Source organism: Kitasatospora sp. NPDC059747, from assembly GCF_042732955.1.
Taxonomy (GTDB): Bacteria; Actinomycetota; Actinomycetes; order Streptomycetales; family Streptomycetaceae; genus Kitasatospora.
On sequence record NZ_JBHWGV010000024.1, the window covers coordinates 1 to 18,990 of the forward strand.

18 protein-coding genes and 1 pseudogene are annotated in these 18,990 nt (G+C 73.7%); 8 read left to right on the forward strand and 11 right to left on the reverse strand.

All coding sequences use genetic code 11. The features are described 5' to 3' along the window. Window positions 1–91: 91 nt before the first annotated feature. The 6 genes and pseudogenes from efeB to ACFV4G_RS13210 all read left to right on the forward strand — a co-directional run. Window positions 92–1,225: pseudogene (gene efeB / locus ACFV4G_RS13185) on the forward strand (iron uptake transporter deferrochelatase/peroxidase subunit); the annotation flags it as partial. A gap of 143 nt (window positions 1,226–1,368) precedes the next feature. Next, window positions 1,369–2,304, forward strand: coding sequence for a prephenate dehydratase (pheA, locus tag ACFV4G_RS13190; protein WP_380439588.1), 936 nt, complete (start codon window positions 1,369–1,371; stop codon window positions 2,302–2,304). 507 nt (window positions 2,305–2,811) lie between these two features. Next, a complete protein-coding gene (serS, locus tag ACFV4G_RS13195; RefSeq protein WP_359968686.1) occupies window positions 2,812–4,089 on the forward strand; it encodes a serine--tRNA ligase in 1,278 nt (425 codons plus the stop codon). A gap of 37 nt (window positions 4,090–4,126) precedes the next feature. Further along, window positions 4,127–4,987, forward strand: a complete 861-nt coding sequence (locus ACFV4G_RS13200) for an HAD family hydrolase (RefSeq protein ID WP_380439590.1) — start codon at window positions 4,127–4,129, stop codon at window positions 4,985–4,987. Between the two features lie 125 nt (window positions 4,988–5,112). Next, window positions 5,113–5,844, forward strand: coding sequence for a FadR/GntR family transcriptional regulator (locus ACFV4G_RS13205; RefSeq protein ID WP_380439592.1), 732 nt, complete (start codon window positions 5,113–5,115; stop codon window positions 5,842–5,844). A 71-nt stretch (window positions 5,845–5,915) separates the two neighbouring features. After that, on the forward strand, window positions 5,916–7,169 hold the full coding sequence (locus ACFV4G_RS13210; RefSeq protein WP_380439594.1) for a CynX/NimT family MFS transporter: 1,254 nt from the start codon (window positions 5,916–5,918) through the stop codon (window positions 7,167–7,169). 37 nt (window positions 7,170–7,206) lie between these two features. Here ACFV4G_RS13210 and ACFV4G_RS13215 read toward each other — a convergent pair whose 3' ends face one another. The 9 genes from ACFV4G_RS13215 to ACFV4G_RS13255 all read right to left on the reverse strand — a co-directional run bounded on the left by ACFV4G_RS13215 (window position 7,207) and on the right by ACFV4G_RS13255 (window position 15,761). After that, window positions 7,207–7,923, reverse strand: coding sequence for an ABC transporter permease (locus tag ACFV4G_RS13215; RefSeq protein WP_380439596.1), 717 nt, complete (start codon window positions 7,921–7,923; stop codon window positions 7,207–7,209). 29 nt (window positions 7,924–7,952) lie between these two features. Further along, window positions 7,953–8,870 carry an ABC transporter ATP-binding protein gene (locus ACFV4G_RS13220; protein WP_380439598.1) on the reverse strand — a complete coding sequence of 306 codons (918 nt, stop codon included), beginning with the start codon at window positions 8,868–8,870 and terminating at the stop codon, window positions 7,953–7,955. A 46-nt stretch (window positions 8,871–8,916) separates the two neighbouring features. Beyond that, complete coding sequence (locus ACFV4G_RS13225) at window positions 8,917–9,813, reverse strand: ABC transporter permease (protein ID WP_380439600.1); 897 nt, start codon at window positions 9,811–9,813, stop codon at window positions 8,917–8,919. Continuing rightward, window positions 9,803–10,759 (reverse strand): ABC transporter ATP-binding protein, encoded by a 957-nt coding sequence (locus tag ACFV4G_RS13230; protein ID WP_380439602.1) that lies wholly within the window; start codon window positions 10,757–10,759, stop codon window positions 9,803–9,805. The genes ACFV4G_RS13225 and ACFV4G_RS13230 overlap by 11 nt, the downstream gene beginning before the upstream one ends. A gap of 164 nt (window positions 10,760–10,923) precedes the next feature. After that, window positions 10,924–12,084 carry a hypothetical protein gene (locus ACFV4G_RS13235; RefSeq protein WP_380439604.1) on the reverse strand — a complete coding sequence of 387 codons (1,161 nt, stop codon included), beginning with the start codon at window positions 12,082–12,084 and terminating at the stop codon, window positions 10,924–10,926. After that, window positions 12,081–12,998, reverse strand: a complete 918-nt coding sequence (locus tag ACFV4G_RS13240) for a hypothetical protein (RefSeq protein WP_380439605.1) — start codon at window positions 12,996–12,998, stop codon at window positions 12,081–12,083. Before ACFV4G_RS13240 ends, ACFV4G_RS13235 begins: the two co-directional genes overlap by 4 nt. After that, on the reverse strand, window positions 12,995–13,891 hold the full coding sequence (locus ACFV4G_RS13245) for a hypothetical protein (RefSeq protein WP_380439606.1): 897 nt from the start codon (window positions 13,889–13,891) through the stop codon (window positions 12,995–12,997). The genes ACFV4G_RS13240 and ACFV4G_RS13245 overlap by 4 nt, the downstream gene beginning before the upstream one ends. 52 nt (window positions 13,892–13,943) lie before the next feature. Beyond that, window positions 13,944–14,885, reverse strand: a complete 942-nt coding sequence (locus tag ACFV4G_RS13250) for a hypothetical protein (protein ID WP_380439608.1) — start codon at window positions 14,883–14,885, stop codon at window positions 13,944–13,946. A 267-nt stretch (window positions 14,886–15,152) separates the two neighbouring features. Beyond that, window positions 15,153–15,761, reverse strand: coding sequence for a hypothetical protein (locus ACFV4G_RS13255; protein ID WP_380439610.1), 609 nt, complete (start codon window positions 15,759–15,761; stop codon window positions 15,153–15,155). A 161-nt stretch (window positions 15,762–15,922) separates the two neighbouring features. Here ACFV4G_RS13255 and ACFV4G_RS13260 point away from each other — a divergent pair, with 161 nt between their 5' ends. After that, a complete protein-coding gene (locus ACFV4G_RS13260) occupies window positions 15,923–16,816 on the forward strand; it encodes an LLM class flavin-dependent oxidoreductase (RefSeq protein WP_380439612.1) in 894 nt (297 codons plus the stop codon). 24 nt (window positions 16,817–16,840) lie between these two features. Here ACFV4G_RS13260 and ACFV4G_RS13265 read toward each other — a convergent pair whose 3' ends face one another. Continuing rightward, complete coding sequence (locus ACFV4G_RS13265) at window positions 16,841–17,035, reverse strand: hypothetical protein (protein ID WP_380439614.1); 195 nt, start codon at window positions 17,033–17,035, stop codon at window positions 16,841–16,843. A 160-nt stretch (window positions 17,036–17,195) separates the two neighbouring features. Here ACFV4G_RS13265 and ACFV4G_RS13270 point away from each other — a divergent pair, with 160 nt between their 5' ends. Next, complete coding sequence (locus ACFV4G_RS13270; RefSeq protein WP_380439616.1) at window positions 17,196–18,077, forward strand: HAD family hydrolase; 882 nt, start codon at window positions 17,196–17,198, stop codon at window positions 18,075–18,077. On the opposite strand, the gene ACFV4G_RS13275 is transcribed toward ACFV4G_RS13270, so the two are convergent. Continuing rightward, window positions 18,053–18,976, reverse strand: coding sequence for a phosphate ABC transporter ATP-binding protein (locus tag ACFV4G_RS13275; RefSeq protein ID WP_380439618.1), 924 nt, complete (start codon window positions 18,974–18,976; stop codon window positions 18,053–18,055). The genes ACFV4G_RS13270 and ACFV4G_RS13275 overlap by 25 nt on opposite strands. Between the last annotated feature and the right edge of the window lie 14 nt (window positions 18,977–18,990).

Genomic DNA, 18,990 nt, shown 5'->3' on the forward strand with positions numbered 1-18,990 from the left:
ATAAATCCCCCGGCCCCCCCCGTGTACTACACACCCATATCCGGCGCCCGCGTCAGATGTGTAACACAGCCAGGCCCTGGAGCGCCCGGCCGCCGGCGGCGGGCCGGGCGGCGGCCCGGCGCTCGGCGCGGCCCGGGTCCCGTTCTTCGGCGAGCACCAGGCCGGCATCCTCGAACCGCAGCAGGCCCGGGTCCAGCTCGCCGCCTTCGACCTGGCCGACGGCGCCGGGCGGGACGGGCTGCGCGGCCTGCTCCGGCGCTGGTCGCGCACGGCGGCCCGGCTGACCGCCGGGGAGCCGGCCGAGGAGTTCGAGAACCAGATCGCGCTGGACGCCGGCCCCTGCTCGCTGACGCTCACCTTCGGCTTCGGGGCCGCCCTGTTCGACAAGGCCGGGCTGGCCGACCACCGACCGGCCGCCCTCGAACCGCTGCCCGCCTTCCCCGGCGACGCGCTCGACCCGGCGCGCGGCGACGGCGACCTGTTCGTCCAGGTCGGCGCCGACGACGCCCTCGTGGCCGTGCACGCCCTGCGGGTGCTCCAGCGCCAGGCGGCCGGGACGGCCTCGCTGCGCTGGCAGTGCGGCGGCTTCGCCCGCACCCCGGGCGCCACCCCGTACCCGATGACCGGCCGCAACCTGATGGGCCAGATCGACGGCAGCAACAATCCGAAGCCCGCCGACGACGGCTTCGCCGCCAAGGTGTTCGCCGCCGCCGGGGGCGACCAGCCGGCCTGGGCGGCCGGCGGCTCCTACCTGGTGTTCCGGCGGATCCGGATGCTGCTCGACCACTGGGAGGCGCTGCCGGTGGACCGCCAGGAGCGGGTGATCGGGCGGCGCAAGTCGGACGGCGCGCCGCTCGGCACGCCCGCCGGGGCCGGGGAGCACGCCGCGGTGGACCTGTCCGCCCAGGACGGGGACGGCGCCCTGGCGATCCCCTCCGACGCGCACATCCGGGTCGCCGCACCGGCCTCCAACAGCGGCGCGGCCATGCTGCGGCGCGGATTCTCGTACCACGACGGCCTGTTGGCGGACGGTTCGCCGGACGCCGGACTGCTCTTCCTCGCCTTCCAGGCCGACCCGCGCAAGGGCTTCACCCCGGTGCAGCGCAAACTGTCCCGCGGCGACGGCCTCTCCCGCTTCCTGCGGCACGAGGCGAGCGGCCTGTACGTCGTGCCGCCCGGCGCCCCGCAGGGCGGGTACGTGGGGCAGCAGCTGCTGGACGCCTGAACCCACCGCCCGCCGCCGGCGCCGGGCGGCGCGACCGCCGAACTGCTGGACGGCGGCGGCGGATCCCGCCCATCGGAACGCTTTCCTGGGCGGGGAACGGAGTGGCTATGGTGGCTACTTCGACCTGACGAGACGGAGACGGCATGTCGGCCACCCGCTACACCTACCTCGGCCCGGCGGGCACCTTCACCGAGGCGGCCCTGCGCACCCTGCCCGAGGCGGCGACCCGGGAGCTGGTGCCGCTGGCCTCGGTGCCGCTGGTGCTGGACGCGGTGCGCGGCGGCGAGGCCTCCGGCGCCTTCGTGCCGATCGAGAACTCCGTCGAGGGCGCCGTCACCGCGACCAGCGACGAACTCGCCTCCGGCACACCGCTCATGATCTACCGTGAGGTGCTGCTGCCGATCTCCTTCGCGCTGCTGGTGCGCCCCGGCACGGAGCTGTCGGAGGTCAAGACCGTCACCAGCCACCCGGTGGCCCAGCCGCAGGTGCGGCGCTGGATGGCGGCCAACCTGCCGGACGCGCGGTGGGAGGCGGCCGCGTCCAACGCGGACGGCGCCCGGCTGGTGGCCGAGGGCCGCTACGACGGCGCGTTCGCGGGCGAGTTCGCGGCGCCGATCTACGGGCTGGACCCGCTGGTCAAGGAGATCGCCGACGCGCAGAACGCGACCACCCGGTTCGTCCTGGTCGGCAAGCCGGGGCGGGTCTCGTCGCCGACCGGGGCGGACAAGACCTCGATGGTGGCCTGGCTGCCGGACGACCACCCCGGTGCGCTGCTGGAGCTGCTCCAGGAGTTCGCGGTGCGCGGGATCAACCTGATGCGGATCGAGTCCCGGCCGACCGGCGAGGGGCTGGGCAGCTACTGCTTCCTCATCGACTGCGAGGGCCACCTGTCCGAGCGGCGGGTGGGCGAGGCGCTGATGGGCCTCAAGCGGATCTGCCCGCAGGTGCGTTTCCTCGGCTCCTATCCCCGCGCCGACCGGCAGGAGTCCTCGCACCGGCGGCCCGGGACCTCGGACGAGGATTTCGCGGCGGCGGCCGACTGGCTCTCGCGCGCCCTCGACGGCCGCGGCGACATCTGAGCGACACCCTTTGTCTTTCTGACCTTTTCCGACCGTTTTCGCCCGGACCCTCCGGGCGGGGCGGGTGACCGCACCCGTCGTCCACAGGCGCGTCCGGACCCGGAACCCGCTGTCCACAGGGCCACCCGCTATCCACAGCCGAAAGTTATCCACAGGCCTGGGGATGAGTCGACAAACCGGTATAGCCACTGCGCAGAACGGTCAGATCATCGGTTTGCTTCGCAGAGTTGACTAATCGGACCAGAGTCACCCGCCTGCCAGCAAATCACCCGTTCCAGTGCTTCAATTCCCTCGCCCGAGAAGGTCGAATGAGGTTTGAAACCTCAATTCCTTGGTTCGACCGCCCGGAGGGCTGCGTTCCACAAGGATCCACAGCCTCGGCCCCACGCCTGTGGATAACTCACGTCCGGCGGGTTCCCCACAGGAGTTATCCACAGGCGGAGCGGAGTTATCCCCAGGGGAAAACCGGTACCGGTGGACGAGCCCCCGCCCGGTAGGCTTGGGCGCGTGATTGACCTTCGCCTGCTCCGTGAGGACCCTGACCGAGTGCGCGCCTCGCAGCGCGTCCGTGGCGAGGACGTCGACCTGGTCGACGCCCTCCTCTCCGCCGACGAGCGGCGCCGGTCCTCGGGCACCCGTTTCGACGAACTGCGCAGCGAGCAGCGACTGCTGGGCAAGCAGGTCGCCCAGGCCAAGGGCGACGAGAAGGCCGCCCTGCTGCAGCGCACCAAGGACCTGGCCGCCGAGGTCAAGGCCGCGGACGCCGAACAGGGCGCCGCCAAGGAGGAGGCCGACCGCCTGCTCCGCTCGCTGGCGAACCTCATCGACCCGGCCGCCCCGGTCGGCGGCGAGGAGGACTTCGTCACCCTGGAGGAGATCGGCACCCCGCGCGACTTCGCCGCCGAGGGCTTCGAGCCCCGCGACCACGTCGAGCTCGGCCAGATCCTGGGCGCGATCGACACCGAGCGCGGCGCCAAGGTCGCCGGTGCCCGCTCGTACTACCTGACCGGCGTCGGCGCGCTGCTGGAGCTCGCCCTGGTCAACATGGCCTTCGCGCAGGCGACCGCGGCCGGCTTCATCCCGATGATCACCCCGACCCTGGTCCGCCCGGCCGCCATGGACGGCACCGGCTTCCTGGGCCAGGCCGCCGAGAACGTGTACCACCTCAAGGAGGAGGACCGTTACCTCGTCGGCACCAGCGAGGTCCCGCTCGCGGCGTACCACATGGACGAGATCATCGAGGCCGAGAAGCTGCCGCTGCGCTACGCCGGCTACTCGTCCTGCTTCCGCCGCGAGGCCGGCACCTACGGCAAGGACACCCGCGGCATCATCCGCGTCCACCAGTTCGAGAAGGTGGAGATGTTCGTCTACACCACTCCCGAGGACGCCGAGAACGAGCACCGCCGCCTGCTCCAGTGGGAGAAGGACTTCCTCAACGCGCTGGAGCTGCCCTACCGGGTGATCGACGTCGCCTCCGGCGACCTCGGCGCCTCGGCGGCCCGCAAGTTCGACATCGAGGCCTGGATCCCCACCCAGGGCAAGTACCGCGAGGTCACCTCGACCTCCAACACCACCGAGTACCAGTCCCGCCGACTGGCCATCCGGATGCGCGAGGAGGGCAAGACCCGCCCGCTCGCCACCCTGAACGGCACGCTGGTCGCCGTCCCGCGCACCATCGTGGCGATCCTGGAGAACCACCAGCAGGCCGACGGCTCGGTGGTCGTGCCGGAGGCGCTGCGGCCGTTCCTCGGTGGGCGCACCGTCCTCGAACCGGTCGCCAAGTAGCCCGCACCACCAGCAACTCCCGGGAGACGCACGGCCCATGAGCACCACCAGCCCCAGCCCCGTCTCCCTCGGCGACGACGCCCCGCGCGGTGGCGGCCTGCCCTTCCGGCTGGTCGCCACCGACCTCGACGGCACCCTGCTGACCGGCGAGGAGACCGTCTCCGCGCGCACCCGCGCCGCCCTGGCCACGGCCACCGGCGCGGGCGCGCTGCACATCGTCGTCACCGGCCGCTCCGCCGTCTGGGCCCGGCCGGTGTTCGACGAGATCGGCTACACCGGGATAGCGGTCTGCGGCCAGGGCGCCCAGGTCTACGACGCCGGCGCGCACAAGCTGCTCACCTCGCTCACCCTGGACCGCCGGCTCGCCGCGCTCGCCATCACCAAGATCGAGGCCGAGACCGGCCCGCTGGCGGTGGCCGCCAACCAGGACGGGCTGGACGGCCAGGTCCTCGCCGGGCCCGGCTACGAGCTGCTGATCGGCTCCGACCTGCCGGTGGTCCGGGTCGAGCGGGACGAACTGCTCACCACCCCGATCAGCAAGCTCTACATCCAGCACCCCGGCCTGACCGACGACGCCCTCGCCGAGGCCGCCCGCCGCGTCGCCGGGGACCTGGTCGGCGTCGTCATGGCCGGCGCCGGCGTGGTCGAGCTGCTGCCGCTCGGCCTGTCCAAGGCCACCGGGCTGGCCGTCGCCGCCCGCCGCCTCGGGGTGCGCGCCGCCGACACCATCGCCTTCGGCGACATGCCCAACGACGTGCCGATGTTCGGCTGGGCCGCGCACGGCGTCGCGATGGCCAACGCCCACGAGGAGCTCCTGGCCGTGGCCGACGAGGTCACCGCGAGCAACGACGAGGACGGCGTGGCCGTCGTCCTGGAGCGCCTCTACCCGGCCCGCTGAGCGGCCGGGGCCCTCCCCGTCCCGGACCCGTCGCCGAACCTTCACCCCCAGTTGTAGGATGACCGGGCAAGCGGTTGTAGGATGACCGACGACCGATGGTGAAGAGCAGCGGAGGGAGCACCGGCATGACCAGCGACGGCAACAGCCTGCAGGCGGCCGGACGGCGCTCCCTCGTGGACACCGCCATCGACCAGCTGCGCGAGCAACTCGCGGGCGGCGCCTGGCCGGTGGGTTCGAAGATCCCCACCGAGCACGAGCTCGCCGAGCGGCTGCAGGTCGGCCGCAACACCGTCCGGGAGGCGATCCGGGTGCTGGTGCACGCCGGCATGCTGGTCTCCCGGCAGGGCGAGGGCACCTTCGTCCGCAGCACCAGCGACCCGGCCGCCGTCCTGCGCGGCGTCCAGCGCTCGGGCATCCGGGACGTCCTGGAGGTCCGCGCGGCGCTGGAGACCGAGGGCGCGCGCCTGGCGGCCCTGCGGCACACCCCCGAGGACATCGCCCGGATGCGGGCCGCGCTGGCCCGCGAGGCCGAGGTGATCGCGGCGAGCCCGGAGCGGACCGGCCGCGAGGCCACCGTCGAGCACGACCTGGAGTTCCACACCGCCGTCGTCGAGGCCGCGCACAACCCCGCGCTGGCCGAGGTCTACCGCTACTTCGGCGCCTCGGTGCGCGAGTCGATGCGGACGGCCTTCGGCGACCACGACATGCCCGAGGTGGTCGTCGCCACCCACGCGGCCCTGGTGGACGCGATCGAGAGCGGCGACCCGGACCGCGCCGAGGCGGCGTGTCGGGCGCTGCTCGCCGAGCCGATCGCGGCCGTCGAGCAGCTCATCGCGGCCATCGCGGCCCGGAAGTAAGGCCGGGGGCAGGGCCCACTCGCCCTTCCGCCGTCCGCACCGTCTCTCACCCCCGAAAGAACAGCACCCCCATGGCCGTCACCCGTGCCCAGCAGCCGGTTGTCACCTCCTCCGCCCCGCTCCCCGTCCGGTCCCGGCTGGCCCACCCGGCCCTGCTGCTGACCGGCATCCTGCTGGTCGCGCTGAACATGCGCGCCTGCCTCGCGGCGATCTCCCCGATGGTCGGCGAGATCCAGCGCACCTTCGGGCTGTCCACGACCGCGAGCGGCCTGATCACCACCGTGCCGGTGCTGTTCCAGGGCGTCGGCGCGCCGCTCACCCCCCGGCTGACCCGGCGCTTCGGCACTGAGCGCGTCGTGCTCGGCGCGGTGCTGGTGCTCGGCGCGGGCGTGCTGCTGCGGGTGCTGCCCTCGGTGGTGGCGCTGTACGCGGGCTGCGTGGTCATCGGCGTGGCGATCGCGGTGCTGAACGTCTCCATGCCGGGCCTGGTCAAGCGGGAGTTCCCGGAGCGGGCGGCGGCGATGACCGGCGTCTACTCGACCACGATGCTGGTCGGCGCGACCCTCGCGGCCGGGCTCTCGGTGCCGCTGGAGCACGCGCTGGGCGGCGGCTGGGAGGCCTCGCTGGGCGCCTGGTCGGTACTCGCGCTGGTGGCGGCGGTGGCCTGGCTGCCGCAGGTGCTGCGCTCGCGCGACGAGCGGGCGGCGGCCGGCGCGGCCCCGGCCGCCGGACGGGCCGGCGCGAGCAAGCCGATCGAGGGCATCTGGCGGTCCGGACTGGCCTGGCAGATCAGCTTGTTCATGGGCATCTCGTCGCTGCTGGTCTACACCCTGGTGGCGTGGATGCCGACCATCCTGGCCGAGCACGGGATGGACCGCGGCCAGGCCGGCCTGGTCTTCGCCTTCTCCAACCTGCTGCAGGTGGTCGGCGCCTTCCTGGTGCCGCTGATCGCCGGCCGGATGACCAGCCAGCGCGCCCTCGCGGTGGCCATGGCCGGGCTGAACGGCCTCGGCATCGCCGTGCTGCTGGTCGCGCCGGTGTCGGGTGCCTGGGTCGCGGCGGCGATCCTCGGTGTCGCGCAGGGCGGTTCGCTCGGCCTGGGCCTGGCGTTCATCGTGCTGCGGACCGGCAGCGCGGCCGGCGCCGCCCAGCTGGGCGGCATGTCCCAGGCGATCGGCTACCTCGTCGCGGCGGCCGGTCCGGTCGGCGCGGGTGCGCTGCACCAGCTGACCGGCGGGTGGAGCGCGACGCTCGCGCTGATGCTCGTCCTGGTCGCCGTGGTCGGCGCGGCCGGCTGGGGCGCGGGCCGCAACCGGACGCTCTGACCACCCGTTCGGACGTACGGGCCGGCCCCCGGCCGGCTCAGTCCTCGCCGGCCAGGGTCAGCCCGGCCAGCCGCACCGCGGCCAGCACGGTCGCGGCGACGGTGACCACCAGCAGCAGCGGCACGGCCACCCCGAAGGAGACGTCCGCGCCGATCGCGGTGTCCCCCGCCACCGTCTCGGCGACCGACCGGGCCCACTGCTGGACGCTCAGCGTGCGGGCGCCCGCCACGAAGTTGCCGACCAGCGACTCCCACACCAGCGCGTAGCCGAGACCGGCCACCACCGCGTGCCGGGTGACGACGCCGAGCAGCAGGAAGATCGCGCTGTACGCGGCCCCCGCGACCAGCGCCGCGACGGTGTAGCCGAGCGTGACGCCGTCCTTCGTGCCGTACAGCATCAAGCCCGCGAGCATGGTCGGGACGGCGGCGAACACCCACGTGGTGCCGATCGCGACGAACAGCTTGGTGGTGACGATCTCCCAGCGCGGCAGCGGCTTGGCGAGCAGGTAGACGATCGAGCCGTCGTCGATCTCGGTGGCGATCACGCCGGTGCCGACGACCAGCCCGAGGATCGGCACCAGGGTGCCGAGGCCGAGCTGGCCGAGGATCTTGACGGTCAGGTCGTGCCCGTCCCCGCTGGACCCGCTCGCGAGCCCCGAGACGAGCAGCAGCAGGGCGGGGACCACCAGCAGCAGGGCGCCGCGGCGGCGGCCCAGCAGGCCGCGCAGCGTCAGCCTGGCGACGGTCGGATTCATGGTCGGCCTTTCCCGATGGCGTGCTGAGGTCAGGCGGAGACGAGGTAGGAGAACACGCTCTCCAGCGACTCGTCCGCCGGGGCGACGGTGTACAGGGTGATGCCGGCCTGCCGGGCGACCCGGGGCAGCAGCGTCGTGAAGCCCTGGAAGTTCACCGCCTGGATCCGCAGGGCCCGCTCGCGCTCGTCCACCTCGATGCCCGCGGTGGAGCCGTCGGCGATCAGGGCGGCGGCCAGCCGGCGGTCGTCGCTGGAGCGGACCAGGTAGCGGTGCGGGCGGTCGGTCATCAGGCGGCGGATCCGGCGGAAGTCGCCCGAGGCGGCGTGCCGGCCGGCCACCACGACCTCGATGTGCCGGGCGAGCTGCTCGACCTCCTCCAGGATGTGCGAGGAGAACAGGACGGTCCGGCCGTCCGCGCCGAACCGGCGCAGCAGGTCCATCAGCTGGAGCCGCTGGCGCGGGTCCATGCCGTTGAACGGCTCGTCGAGCAGCAGCACGGCCGGGTCGTGGACGAGCGCGGAGGCCATCTTGACCCGCTGCTTCATGCCCTTGGAGTAGGTGCCGGTCCTGCGGTCCTGGGCGTACTCCATCTCGACCAGGCCGAGGGCGCGGCGGGCGGCGGCGCCCGGATCGGGCAGGCCGTGCAGCTCGGCGTTGGCCAGCACGAACTCCCAGCCGGTCAGGTAGTCGTACATCGACTCCCGCTCGGGGACCAGCCCGATCTTCCGGTACACCTCCTGGTTGCGCCAGATCGGCGAGCCGTCCAGGGTGACCGTGCCGGTGGAGGGCGAGAGGAAGCCGCTCATCATGTGGATGAGGGTGGACTTGCCCGCGCCGTTCGGGCCGAGCAGACCGGTGATCCCCGGGCCGATGGCCATGCTGATGTCGTTGACGGCGACCACGTTGCCGAACCAGCGCGAGACCTTGTCGATGGTGATGGTGGCCATTGCGTGCCCCTCCTGGGCTCTGCGGTCGTCGGACGCCGCGGGTGGATCAGACGCTGCGGTAGCGGCGCAGCAGCAGCCCGTACGCCCCGGCCGCCATCCCGGCGGCGACGACGAGGAACACGGCGGCGCCGAGCGCCCCGGGAGCGTGCATCCGGCCGACCGAGCCGCCGACGTCGAAGAGCTGGTTGGTCAGGCTCTCCACCAGGTCGTTCGGCGACAGCAGCGCGGCCCACTGGGCGGAGTCCGGGACGGTGACCTCGAAGCCGGTGCCGATCCGGGTCAGGATCGCCACGACCACCGAGCTGACCGCGAGGTAGCCCATGATCCCGGCCACCCCGAAGCCGCGGCGCGGGGTGGCGGCGGCGATCACCAGCGCGACCGAGGTCGGCACGAGCGCGTACAGCACGGCGGCCACCAGGCCGATCAGGAAGTGCTCGGTGTTGTGCGCGAAGTCCAGCCGGCCCAGCAGCGCGCCGACGTAGAGCACCACCAGGGGTGCCGCCATCAGCAGGAACTGGGCGCAGAACATCGCCGCGAACTTGGCCCGCACGTAGTCGCCGCGGGTGATCGGGCGGGAGAAGTACAGCGGGACGGTGTGGTACCTGAGGTCCCGGGAGAGGAGCACCGGCGTCTGCGAGGCCAGGAAGATCGAGACGATCAGACCGAAGGCCGACAGGTAGCGCGGGTAGTCCAGCGGCAGCTGCGCGGCGTTGGTGAACAGCGCGATCGCGACCATGATGACGGCGGGCACGGTGAGCACGCCGAGCACCAGCATCGGCAGCACCTTGGACTTGCCGGAGCGCCCGAGGCCGTACGCGGCGCGCAGGCTCTGGGTGAACAGCGAGCGGGTCGCGTAGGCCCGGCCGAGGCGGGGGCCGGCGTAGCCGCGGTAGCCGATGTCGTGGATGACGCCGGCGTCGGCGGGCCTGCTCTCAGGAGGCATCGTCCGGACCTCCCTTGGACTCGTCCGTGAAGAGTTCGGCGACCCGGTGCCGGCGCTGTTCCAGCCGGACCAGGCCGAGGCCGAGGTCCGCGACGGTGTCGCGGATGGTGTCGTAGGTGTCGTCGCCGGCCAGCCGGACGAGGAGCACGTGCGAGCCGTCCGGGGTGGCGGACAGGCCCGCGGCGGTGAGGCGTTCGAGGACGGCGGCGCCGGGGTCGCGCACCAGGTCATCCGGGTGGTCGGTGACTTCGAGCGCGAGCAGGGCCGTCGCCTCGGTGAAGGAGGCGGTGGAGGAGGAGCGCAGCAGCTTGCCACCGTCGATGACGACCAGGTGGTCGCAGGTGCGCTCCAGCTCGCCGAGCAGGTGGGTGGTGACCAGCACCGAGATGCCGAAGTCCCGGTGGACGCGGCGGATCAGTGCCAGCATCTCGTCCCGGCCGGCCGGGTCGAGGCCGTTGGTCGGCTCGTCCAGCAGCACCAGCTTCGGGTCGTGCACGAGAGCCTGGGCCAGCTTGACCCGCTGCTTCATGCCGGTCGAGTAGCCGCCCATCGGGCGGTAGCGCTCCTCGTACAGGCCGACGTGGCGGAGGGTGTCCGCGGTGCGCTCGCGGGCCGCGGCGGCGGGCAGTCCGGCCATCCGGGCCATGTGCACCACGAACTCGGTGGCCGACACATCGGGCGGCAGGCAGTCGTGCTCCGGCATGTAGCCGACGCGCTCGCGGATCTCCGGGCCCTGGGTGGCGATGTCCAGGCCGAGGACCCGGCCGGTGCCGGAGGTCGCCGGGGCGAGCCCGAGCAGGATCTTGATGAGGGTGGACTTGCCCGCCCCGTTGGCGCCGACCAGGCCGACGACCCCCGGGTGCACCTCGACGGTGAGCCGGTCGAGCGCCGTTACCCGGGGGAACCTCTTGGAGAGGTCGTCCGTCTTGATGACAGGAGTGGACACGCCCCCAACGTAACGGGCCCGCGCCGCAAGGACCATGAGCTGGAATGACGAACCGCGGATGATGCTGCGGTATGACGCCGGCGGGCTCTCCCCTAGGGGTCGGACGGAAGCGGCCGGGCCGACCGGTCGTGACGCGGTCGGCCCGGCGCTCGTATGACGTTCCGTCAGTTCAGCAGGTCGGACTGCAGGGTGGCCACCTGGCGGAACGGCGCGACCGGCACGCCCTTCGGGTTGGTCATCGTGATGACGGCGAGGACGTCGCTCGCCCCGAGGTACGCCACGCGGGCCGTCGGGTCGCCCTTGGCGCCCTGCACCGAGGACTCCTTGACCGCGAGGTCGACGTTCGGGAGGGCGTCCCAGCCGTCGTGCGAGCCGGCCTTCGCCCCGGGCAGGGCCTTCGGCAGGCTGTTCGCGCGCAGGGCCGAGAAGACCTCCCCGCCCTCGAAGGAGGAGCCGAAGCGCAGCAGCCGGATCTGGGTGCGGGTGCCGTCGGAGGCCGTCCACTCCCGGACGGCGGCCGCGCGGCACGCGTTCTGCAGCAGCAGGGCGCGCAGGTCGTCCGGGTTCTGCTGCTCGTCGAGGACGGCGTCGCAGGGGGCCCAGTCGGCGGTGGCCGCACCGGCCTTGGCGGAGGCCGCCGGGCTCGCCGGGCCGGACGGGGACCCGCTCGCGGACGGGCTCGCGGACGCGGTGGCGGACGGGCTCGCCGAGCCGGACGCCGAGGGCGTCGCGGTCGGGCTCGGGAAGACGACCGGCCCGAGCGGACCGCCGGCCTCCTTGGGCGCGGGCAGCACGAGGTTGCGGAGGTCCGCGCGGTGCGGCTCCTTGCGCACCGACGGGCCCTTCGCCGGGGGCTGCGGCGGCAACGCGAGCGCGGGGAAGGTGTAGCGGCCGTCGCTCTTGGTCGCCAGGCCGGGGATGTCCGTGCGCTCGGGAACGGTCAGGGCCATCGCCGTCCCGGTGCCGGCGAGCGCGCACACCAGGGTGGCGGCGGCCCAGCGCACCACCGCCTTGCGGCGGCGGGTCCGGCGGGCGAGGCGGGCCTCGCGCTCCTCGGGCGTCTCGGGCGCGGCCGGCGGGGGCGGCACCAGCTCCACCTCGGAGAGCGCCGGGCCGGCCGGCGCCGCGGGCTCGGGCGGGGCGGTCGGCACGGGCGCGGGCGGGGCGGTCGGCAGGGGCTCGGGCGGAGCGGTCGGCACGGGCGCCGGCGGAGCGGTCGGCAGGGGCTCGGGCGGAGCGGTCGGCGCGGGCGCGGGCGGGGCGGTCGGCGCGGGCGGGGGGACGGGGGTGCCCGCGGGGTCCTGCGGGGTGACGTGGTCGGTCATACGGACGCTCCCGGGCGGGCGAGGCGGTCGAGCTGCGCGGTGAAGAGGGCGACGATCTTGTCCTTGGGCAGCGGCGCCACGCCCTCGACGTTCATGACCACGAGGAGGTCGCCCTCGGCGGCCGAGCACTCCAGGTAGTCGAGCGGGGCGGACGGCGGCGCCGGCATCAGGTAGCAGTGCGCCTCCGGGTGGCCGGGGATCTCCGGGCCGAGCCGGAACAGGCCGGTGTCGCTGAAGACCGCCGTGTACTCGTTGAGCTTCTGCACCTCCTGCTGGTTGAACTGGCGCAGCTTCAGGCCGGCCACCAGGTCGTCGCCCTGGGCCCGGTACGTCCGCACACCGGTGGCCTTGACGTGCAGGCCCTCCCAGTAGGCGCGGAGCTTGTCCCGCTTGTCCTTGGGGATCTGCTGGAGCTCCTCGTCCAGTTCGGCGCTGAGCCGCTCGGCGCCGATCTCGTCGTCGTTGCCGTAGCCGCCCTCGTCCGGGCCGAGTTCGAAACCGGCCGGGACGGGCAGCAGCAGGTCGCGCAGCGAACCGAAGTGGTTGCCGTTGGACCTGGCGCCGAACGGCGTCGCGGTCGCGGTCGGCGCCGGCGCGGCGGACGGGCCGGCGGCGACCGGGGCGGGGTCGTCGTACTGCGTCTTGATGATGCCGATGCCGATGACCACGCCGACCAGCGCCGCGGCGACCGTGGCGGCACCCGCGCGCAACAGGCGGCCGGAGGCCGGGCGGGGGCGCGGGGCGACGGGGGCCGGCTGCTCGGGCGTGAACGGCCCGGGCGCGAACCGCCCGGCGGCGGGCTGCTGTTCCGGGGCGAGCTGCTCGGCGGCGGGCTGCTGCTCGGCTGCGGGCTGCACGGGGGTGGTGTGCGGCTGCTCGGGGGTCTCGGCCCCGGTCACGGTGCTGTCACTCATATCAGCCGCTCCCACTGCTGCTTGGCGAGGTCCTCCACGGCGTTCGACGTCACCGGCTTGGCACCGAAGATCTCGACCTCCATCACGACGGTGCCGCGCTGGGCCACGGCGTGGCCGTAGTAGTACGGATCCTTGCTGTCCGACCAGTAATTGGGCTGGTCGAACACCTTGTAACCGCCGTTGGCGCCCTTCTCGAAGGGCTGCGTGCGGAAGACGGTGGCGCGCGACTTCGCCTCGCCGGCGTGCTCGGGCGCGTACTGGATCAACGACACGCGGTACTTGACGTCGTCCTTCTGCCAGTCGACCTCCACCGCGCGCCGGAAGCCGCGCGAGTTCAGGTCCTTGAACTCGCGGACCGCGTCGCCGGTGTGCTCGGCGAGGTCGCCGGCCGACACCCAGGAGGGCTTGTCCGGGTTCTCGCCCCAGGGCTTGCTGCCCTCCGGCGCGGTGAGGAGGAGCTTGCGCAGGTCGCCGTCGATGGCGAGCGGCTGCGGCTGCTCGGCGGCGAAGGCGGTCGGGTCGACCGTCGCGGCCGGGTAGGACGGCAGTGCGACCTGCAGCGGCGGGAGCGGCGTCGGCGGGCGCTGCGCCTGGATGGCGTAGCCCACGCCGCCACCGCCGAGGACGCCGAGCACCAGGCCGCACACGGCCAGCAGCACCGGCCGGGGCCGGCGCGGGACGCGCGGCGCGGGCTCGGGACCGACGGCCAGGAGGTCGGGCACGAAGGCACCGGGCGGCCCGGTCACGACGGCGTCGGGAGCGACGGCCTCGGGAGCGATGGCGTCCGACGCGGCGACGGGCTGCGGCGGCACCGGCGGGGCAGGCGGCGCGGCGGGGGCCGCGGGCTGCGGAGGAGCGTCGCCGGGCGACGGCTCCACGGGTTCGGTGGTCACGAAGTGGCTCCAGGAGAAGGAAGGACGACGGCGGGCGGGCGGCGGTACGGGCTCAGCCGCCGGAGGCGAGCCACTCGCGCTGCCGCTTCATCAGCTCGCTGAGCAGCGCCTTGTCCGGCGTCCCCTTCACCTCGACGTCGATCGTGTACTGGACGTCGCCCTGGCTGGAGATGCCGGTCATCGAGCCGGTGTAGGCCTGCTGCTTGGGCTTGTGGACGTAGCCGTGGGCGTTCGGGTCGCCGTCGATGTCGATCGGGTCCTGCGACTTGACGGTGTAGCCCTTGACGAACTCGGTCGCCATCGCGGTGGAGCCGAAGTGCAGGAGGGTGACGGTGACTTCGGCCTTGCCGTCGGCGGTGCGGTACATCCGGGTGGCGCCCTCCTTGTACCCGTACGAGCCGAGGATGCCCATGATCCCGTCCTGCTTGCCGAACAGTTCGGCGACGTCGTCGTCGCTCAGCTTCGCCCCGTCCACGGGCCCGTACGACTCGCCGCCGTCGGGGATCGGGAGCAGGAAGTAGCGCAGATCGCCATCGTGCCTGCCGCCGCTGACGGTGCCCTTGACGGTGCTGGCCGGCTTGGGCGTGGTCGGGACGGCGGTCGGCGTCGGGAGCGGCACGGCGGTGGGCGTCGGACTCGCGGAGGCCGTCCCGGACGCGGACGCGGCGGCCGTCGGCGCGGGTGCGGCGGCGGCCGGGCGGGCGTCCGGCTTGCCGACCGCGACGGTCACGGCGGCGCTGGTCGCCGTGACGGCGAGCAGCCCGGCGGTGGCGAGCGCGATGCCGACGGCGCGCGGCAGTCGGCGCGCGGGCGCCTCGGCGGGCGCCCCGACGACGGGCTCGGCCATCGGCTCGGCCATCGGCTCGGCCGTCAGCTCGGCCATCGGCGAGGCAATCGGCTCGGCCATCGGCGCGGCGGGCAACTCGGCACCGGGAACAGCAGGTTGAGCAGCTACCGGCTGCTCTGCGGGGTGCTCGTTTTCGGGCGCGGACAAGGAACTCCCCCAGGGAAACGTGGAATGTCGCGCGCGGGCCCCTCGCACACCGCCCCCCAGCGGCTCTCCGGACCGTCCGGCACGCGTCTCAGCAGGAAGTATGAGAGGCCGGTGAGAAATCCGCCAACAAAATCATCACCACGTTCCCTCCCAATTCCCGATGAATCGGGCACGCCGTGATCCAAACGCAATGGGCGGACCGGCGTCGACCGCCGATCCGCCCCGTCCGCCCTGCGCCACCCGCCTACCGGCGCGGGCGGCCGCGCCTCAGGAAACCGCCTTCTCCCACATCTCGACGACCTTGCCGGAGGCGTCGAGCGTCACCTTGAAGACGTTGTTCTGGCAGGGGTAGACGCCCTTGTCGCTGCCCGGCGTCGCGATGCACTCGTTGACGTGCTTGGCGAGGGTCTCCGCGTTGGCGTCCATCGGCGGCTTCACCACCGACCGCAGCTGGGCCTTGAAGGCGGGCGCGAACTGCGCGGTCTTGTCGGGCCCGGTCGGTTCAAGGGCGACGTCGTCGACCCCGCAGGCGTCCTTGGTGTCCTTGTAGACCAGGGTGGTCCCGTTGGTGCCCTTCACCGGGACGATCCACTTCTGCCCGGCCGGCAGCGGGTCGTGGGTGCAGATGCCCTCCGGGCCTGCGTCGGTGGCGCCGGCGGACGGCTTGCCGGTGGGCTTGGCCTTCCCGGTCGGCGAGGCGGCGCCGGTGGCCGCACCGGTGGGCGCGGCGGTGGCGGGCGCGCCGGTGGGCGCGGCGGCGGCGGTGCTGGAGCCGCCGCCGGCCTGGTCGGACGAGTTGTCCGGGCCGCAGGCGGCCAGGCCGAACGCGGCCGTGGCAACCAGGGCGGCGGAGAGCAGTTTCCTGGAAACGAGCATGACGACTAACCCCCGTGTGACGCATGATCAGGTTATCGGTGCGGCCGACAGACTAGCGCCTCCCACCGTCGCTCCACGCACACCCGCACCTGCACCCCCGCGCCCCTGGGCGCCCCCTGCGCCACCGGACACCGGCGCACGGGCGACGTAGGGTCGGACCCATGCGACTGAGCACCGTGATCCTCCCCATCCACCGGTGGGGCGAGGGGCAGAAGATCTGGCGGCGGGCCGAGGAGCTCGGTTTCCACGCCGCGTACACGTACGACCACCTCTCCTGGCGGTCGTTCCGGGACGAGCCGTGGTTCGGGTCCGTCCCGACCCTGACCGCGGCCGCGACGGCCACCGAGCGGCTGCGCCTCGGCACCCTCGTCACCTCGCCGAACTTCCGGCACCCGGTGACGCTGGCCAAGGAGCTGATCACGCTGGACGACGTGTCCGGCGGGCGGCTGACGCTCGGCATCGGCGCCGGCGGCGTCGGCTACGACGCGACGGCGATGGGCCAGGAGGCGTGGTCGCCGAAGGAGCGGGCGGACCGCTTCGGCGAGTTCCTGCCGCTGCTGGACAAGCTGCTGCGCGAGGACGCCACGACCGAGGCCGGCACGTACTACTCGGCCGTCGAGGCGCGGAACATCCCCGGCTGCGTGCAGACGCCGCGCGTCCCGTTCTACGTGGCCGCGACCGGCCCCCGCGGGCTGAGGCTGGCCGCCGAGCACGGGCAGGGCTGGGTCACGTACGGCGACCCGCGCGGGCCGGCGGACGTGCCGGTAGAGCAGGCGCCCGAGGTCATCGCGCGGCAGATCGCGAAGCTCACCACGGCCTGCGAGGCCGCCGGCCGGGACGTCGCGACACTGGAGAAGGTGCTGCTCCAGGGCTCGACGGCGGAGAAGCCCCTGCAGTCGCTGGGCGCCTTCGTCGACTGGGCGGGCACCTACCGCGAGCTGGGCATCACCGAGCTGGTGATCCACTGGCCGGTGCCGGGCTCGATCTTCGAGAACGACCTCGCCGTCTTCGAGGAGATCGCCGCCGAGGGCCTCGCCCAGCTCGGCGAGGGCTAGCGGCTCAGGGGACCGACGGCCGGATCACGGGTGCGGACGGGTGCGCTGGGCGGGGAGCTTCGGCTCCGGCCCGGCGGGCCCGTCCGGGGCTCCCCGGCGGGCGATCTCGGCGAGGGCGTGGAACAGCACGTCGCCGAGGAGGACGGGCTCGCGCGGGGCGGCGCGGGCCGCGGGAGGGGCGGTCGGGAGCGTCTCGTCCCGGAGCTGGCGAGTGGGCATGGCTCTTCCTGCCGACGGGGAGGCGGTCTGCTCGGCCATGCGGGTCCTGCCCGGAGGGCGGAAGCCGGACACCCCCGCCCCGGGCGAATCGGCCGGAAACGGCGCTTCCGGGGCCGAAAGAAGGCCGACCGGGGTCGGAGGACGGGTGGCGGTCCCGCCGATGACCGGTACCCCGCCGATGGGCGAAGATGGACCGGTGACCGAACCCCGCGCCCCCCGCCTGATCGCCACCGACCTGGACGGCACCCTGCTGTGCAGCGGCGGCACCGTCACCGACCGCACCGCCGCCGCCCTCGCCGCGGCCGAGGCGGCCGGGGTGCGGGTGGTGTTCGTGACCGGGCGCCCGCCGCGCTGGATGCAGCAGGTCAGCCCGCACATCGGCGGGCACGGGGTGGCGATCTGCTCCAACGGCGGCGCGGTCGTCGACGTGCGGCGCGGCGAGCTGCTGGAGTCCTTCCCGCTGCCGGAGGAGACCGCGCTGGCCGTGGTCGAGATCCTGCGCGCCAAGCTGCCCGGCACGTCCTTCGCCTTCGAGTACCCGGCCGGGTTCGCCCGCGAGCCCGGGTACGAGGTGCCGATGTGGGGCGAGGACGTGGACCACCCGATCGGCCCGGCCGAGCTGCTGCTGGGGCCGGACGGGCCGGTGCGCGGCCTGTTCAAGCTGCTGGCCAAGCACCCGGACCTCGACCCGGACAAGCTGCTGGGCGAGGCCCGCGAGGCCGCCGGGCACCTGGCCGAGATCACCCGCTCCGCGCCGATCCCGCTGCTGGAGATCAGCGCGCCCGGCGTCACCAAGGCCAGCACGCTGGCCCGCTGGTGCGCCGGGCACGGCATCGACCGCACCGAGGTGGTCGCCTTCGGCGACATGCCGAACGACCTGGAGATGCTGGACTGGGCCGGCACCGCGTACGCCGTCGCCAACGCGCACCCGCAGGTGCTGGCGGCGGTGGCGCTGCACACCGTGAGCAACGAGCAGGACGGCGTCGCGGCGGTGCTGGAGCGGATCCTCGGGCTCCCTCAGCCGAAGCGGCCGTTGACGTAGTCCGAGGTGCGCCGGTCGCGCGGGCTGCCGAAGACCTGCTCGGTCGGCCCGGCCTCGACGATCCGGCCCGGGGTGTCGTGGGTGGCCAGGAAGAACGCGCAGGTCTGCGAGACCCGCTGGGCCTGCTGCATGTTGTGGGTGACGATCACGATGGTGAGCCGCCCGCGCAGCTCGGCGATGGTCTCCTCGACCCGCCGGGTGGAGGTCGGGTCGAGCGCCGAGCACGGCTCGTCCATCAGCAGGATGTCCGGCGAGACGGCCAACGACCGTGCGATGCACAGGCGTTGCTGCTGACCGCCGGAGAGCGCGCCGCCGGGCGTGTGCAGCCGGGTGGCCACCTCGTCCCAGAGCCCGGCCCGGCGCAGGCTGGTCTCCACGAGGTGCCGGCGCTCCTCCTTGGACACCTTGATCCCGGCCAGCTTGAGCCCGCTCGCGACGTTGTCCTGGACGGACATCGCCGGGAACGGGTTGGGCCGCTGGAACACCATGCCGATCCGGCGGCGCACCTCGGCCGGGCGTCGGTCGAGGTGGTAGACGTCCTCGCCGTCCAGCAGGACCTCGCCGGCCAGCGCGGCGCCGCGCACCATCTCGTGCATCCGGTTGAGGATCCGCAGGTAGGTGGACTTGCCGCAGCCGGACGGGCCGATCAGCGCGGTGACCTCGCCGGCCGGCATCGCCAGCGAGACCCGCTCCAGCACCTTGCGCGAGCCGAACCAGGCGGAGACGTCCCGGGTCTCCAGGGCGGCGAGCGCCCCGCCGCCGGCCCCGGTGCCGTACCGCGGCACCGGCTGGACGGGCGGCAGGGTGAGCGTGTCGGCGGCCGGGTCCGCCGCCGGGTGCGGCGCGTCGGCCGGCCGGGCCGGGGTCGGCGGGTGGTCGGTCATCGGTGCATCCGTCATCGGTACGGTCCTCC

Coding starts and splice junctions, on each gene's coding strand:
- pheA (WP_380439588.1), top strand. CDS start 1,369: ATGTCGGCCACCCGCTACACCTACCTCGGCCCGGCGGGCACCTTCACC.
- ACFV4G_RS13200 (WP_380439590.1), top strand. CDS start 4,127: ATGAGCACCACCAGCCCCAGCCCCGTCTCCCTCGGCGACGACGCCCCG.
- ACFV4G_RS13205 (WP_380439592.1), top strand. CDS start 5,113: ATGACCAGCGACGGCAACAGCCTGCAGGCGGCCGGACGGCGCTCCCTC.
- ACFV4G_RS13210 (WP_380439594.1), top strand. CDS start 5,916: ATGGCCGTCACCCGTGCCCAGCAGCCGGTTGTCACCTCCTCCGCCCCG.
- ACFV4G_RS13215 (WP_380439596.1), bottom strand. CDS start 7,923: ATGAATCCGACCGTCGCCAGGCTGACGCTGCGCGGCCTGCTGGGCCGC.
- ACFV4G_RS13220 (WP_380439598.1), bottom strand. CDS start 8,870: ATGGCCACCATCACCATCGACAAGGTCTCGCGCTGGTTCGGCAACGTG.
- ACFV4G_RS13225 (WP_380439600.1), bottom strand. CDS start 9,813: ATGCCTCCTGAGAGCAGGCCCGCCGACGCCGGCGTCATCCACGACATC.
- ACFV4G_RS13235 (WP_380439604.1), bottom strand. CDS start 12,084: ATGACCGACCACGTCACCCCGCAGGACCCCGCGGGCACCCCCGTCCCC.
- ACFV4G_RS13240 (WP_380439605.1), bottom strand. CDS start 12,998: ATGAGTGACAGCACCGTGACCGGGGCCGAGACCCCCGAGCAGCCGCAC.
- ACFV4G_RS13255 (WP_380439610.1), bottom strand. CDS start 15,761: ATGCTCGTTTCCAGGAAACTGCTCTCCGCCGCCCTGGTTGCCACGGCC.
- ACFV4G_RS13260 (WP_380439612.1), top strand. CDS start 15,923: ATGCGACTGAGCACCGTGATCCTCCCCATCCACCGGTGGGGCGAGGGG.
- ACFV4G_RS13265 (WP_380439614.1), bottom strand. CDS start 17,035: ATGCCCACTCGCCAGCTCCGGGACGAGACGCTCCCGACCGCCCCTCCC.
- ACFV4G_RS13270 (WP_380439616.1), top strand. CDS start 17,196: ATGACCGGTACCCCGCCGATGGGCGAAGATGGACCGGTGACCGAACCC.
- ACFV4G_RS13275 (WP_380439618.1), bottom strand. CDS start 18,976: ATGACGGATGCACCGATGACCGACCACCCGCCGACCCCGGCCCGGCCG.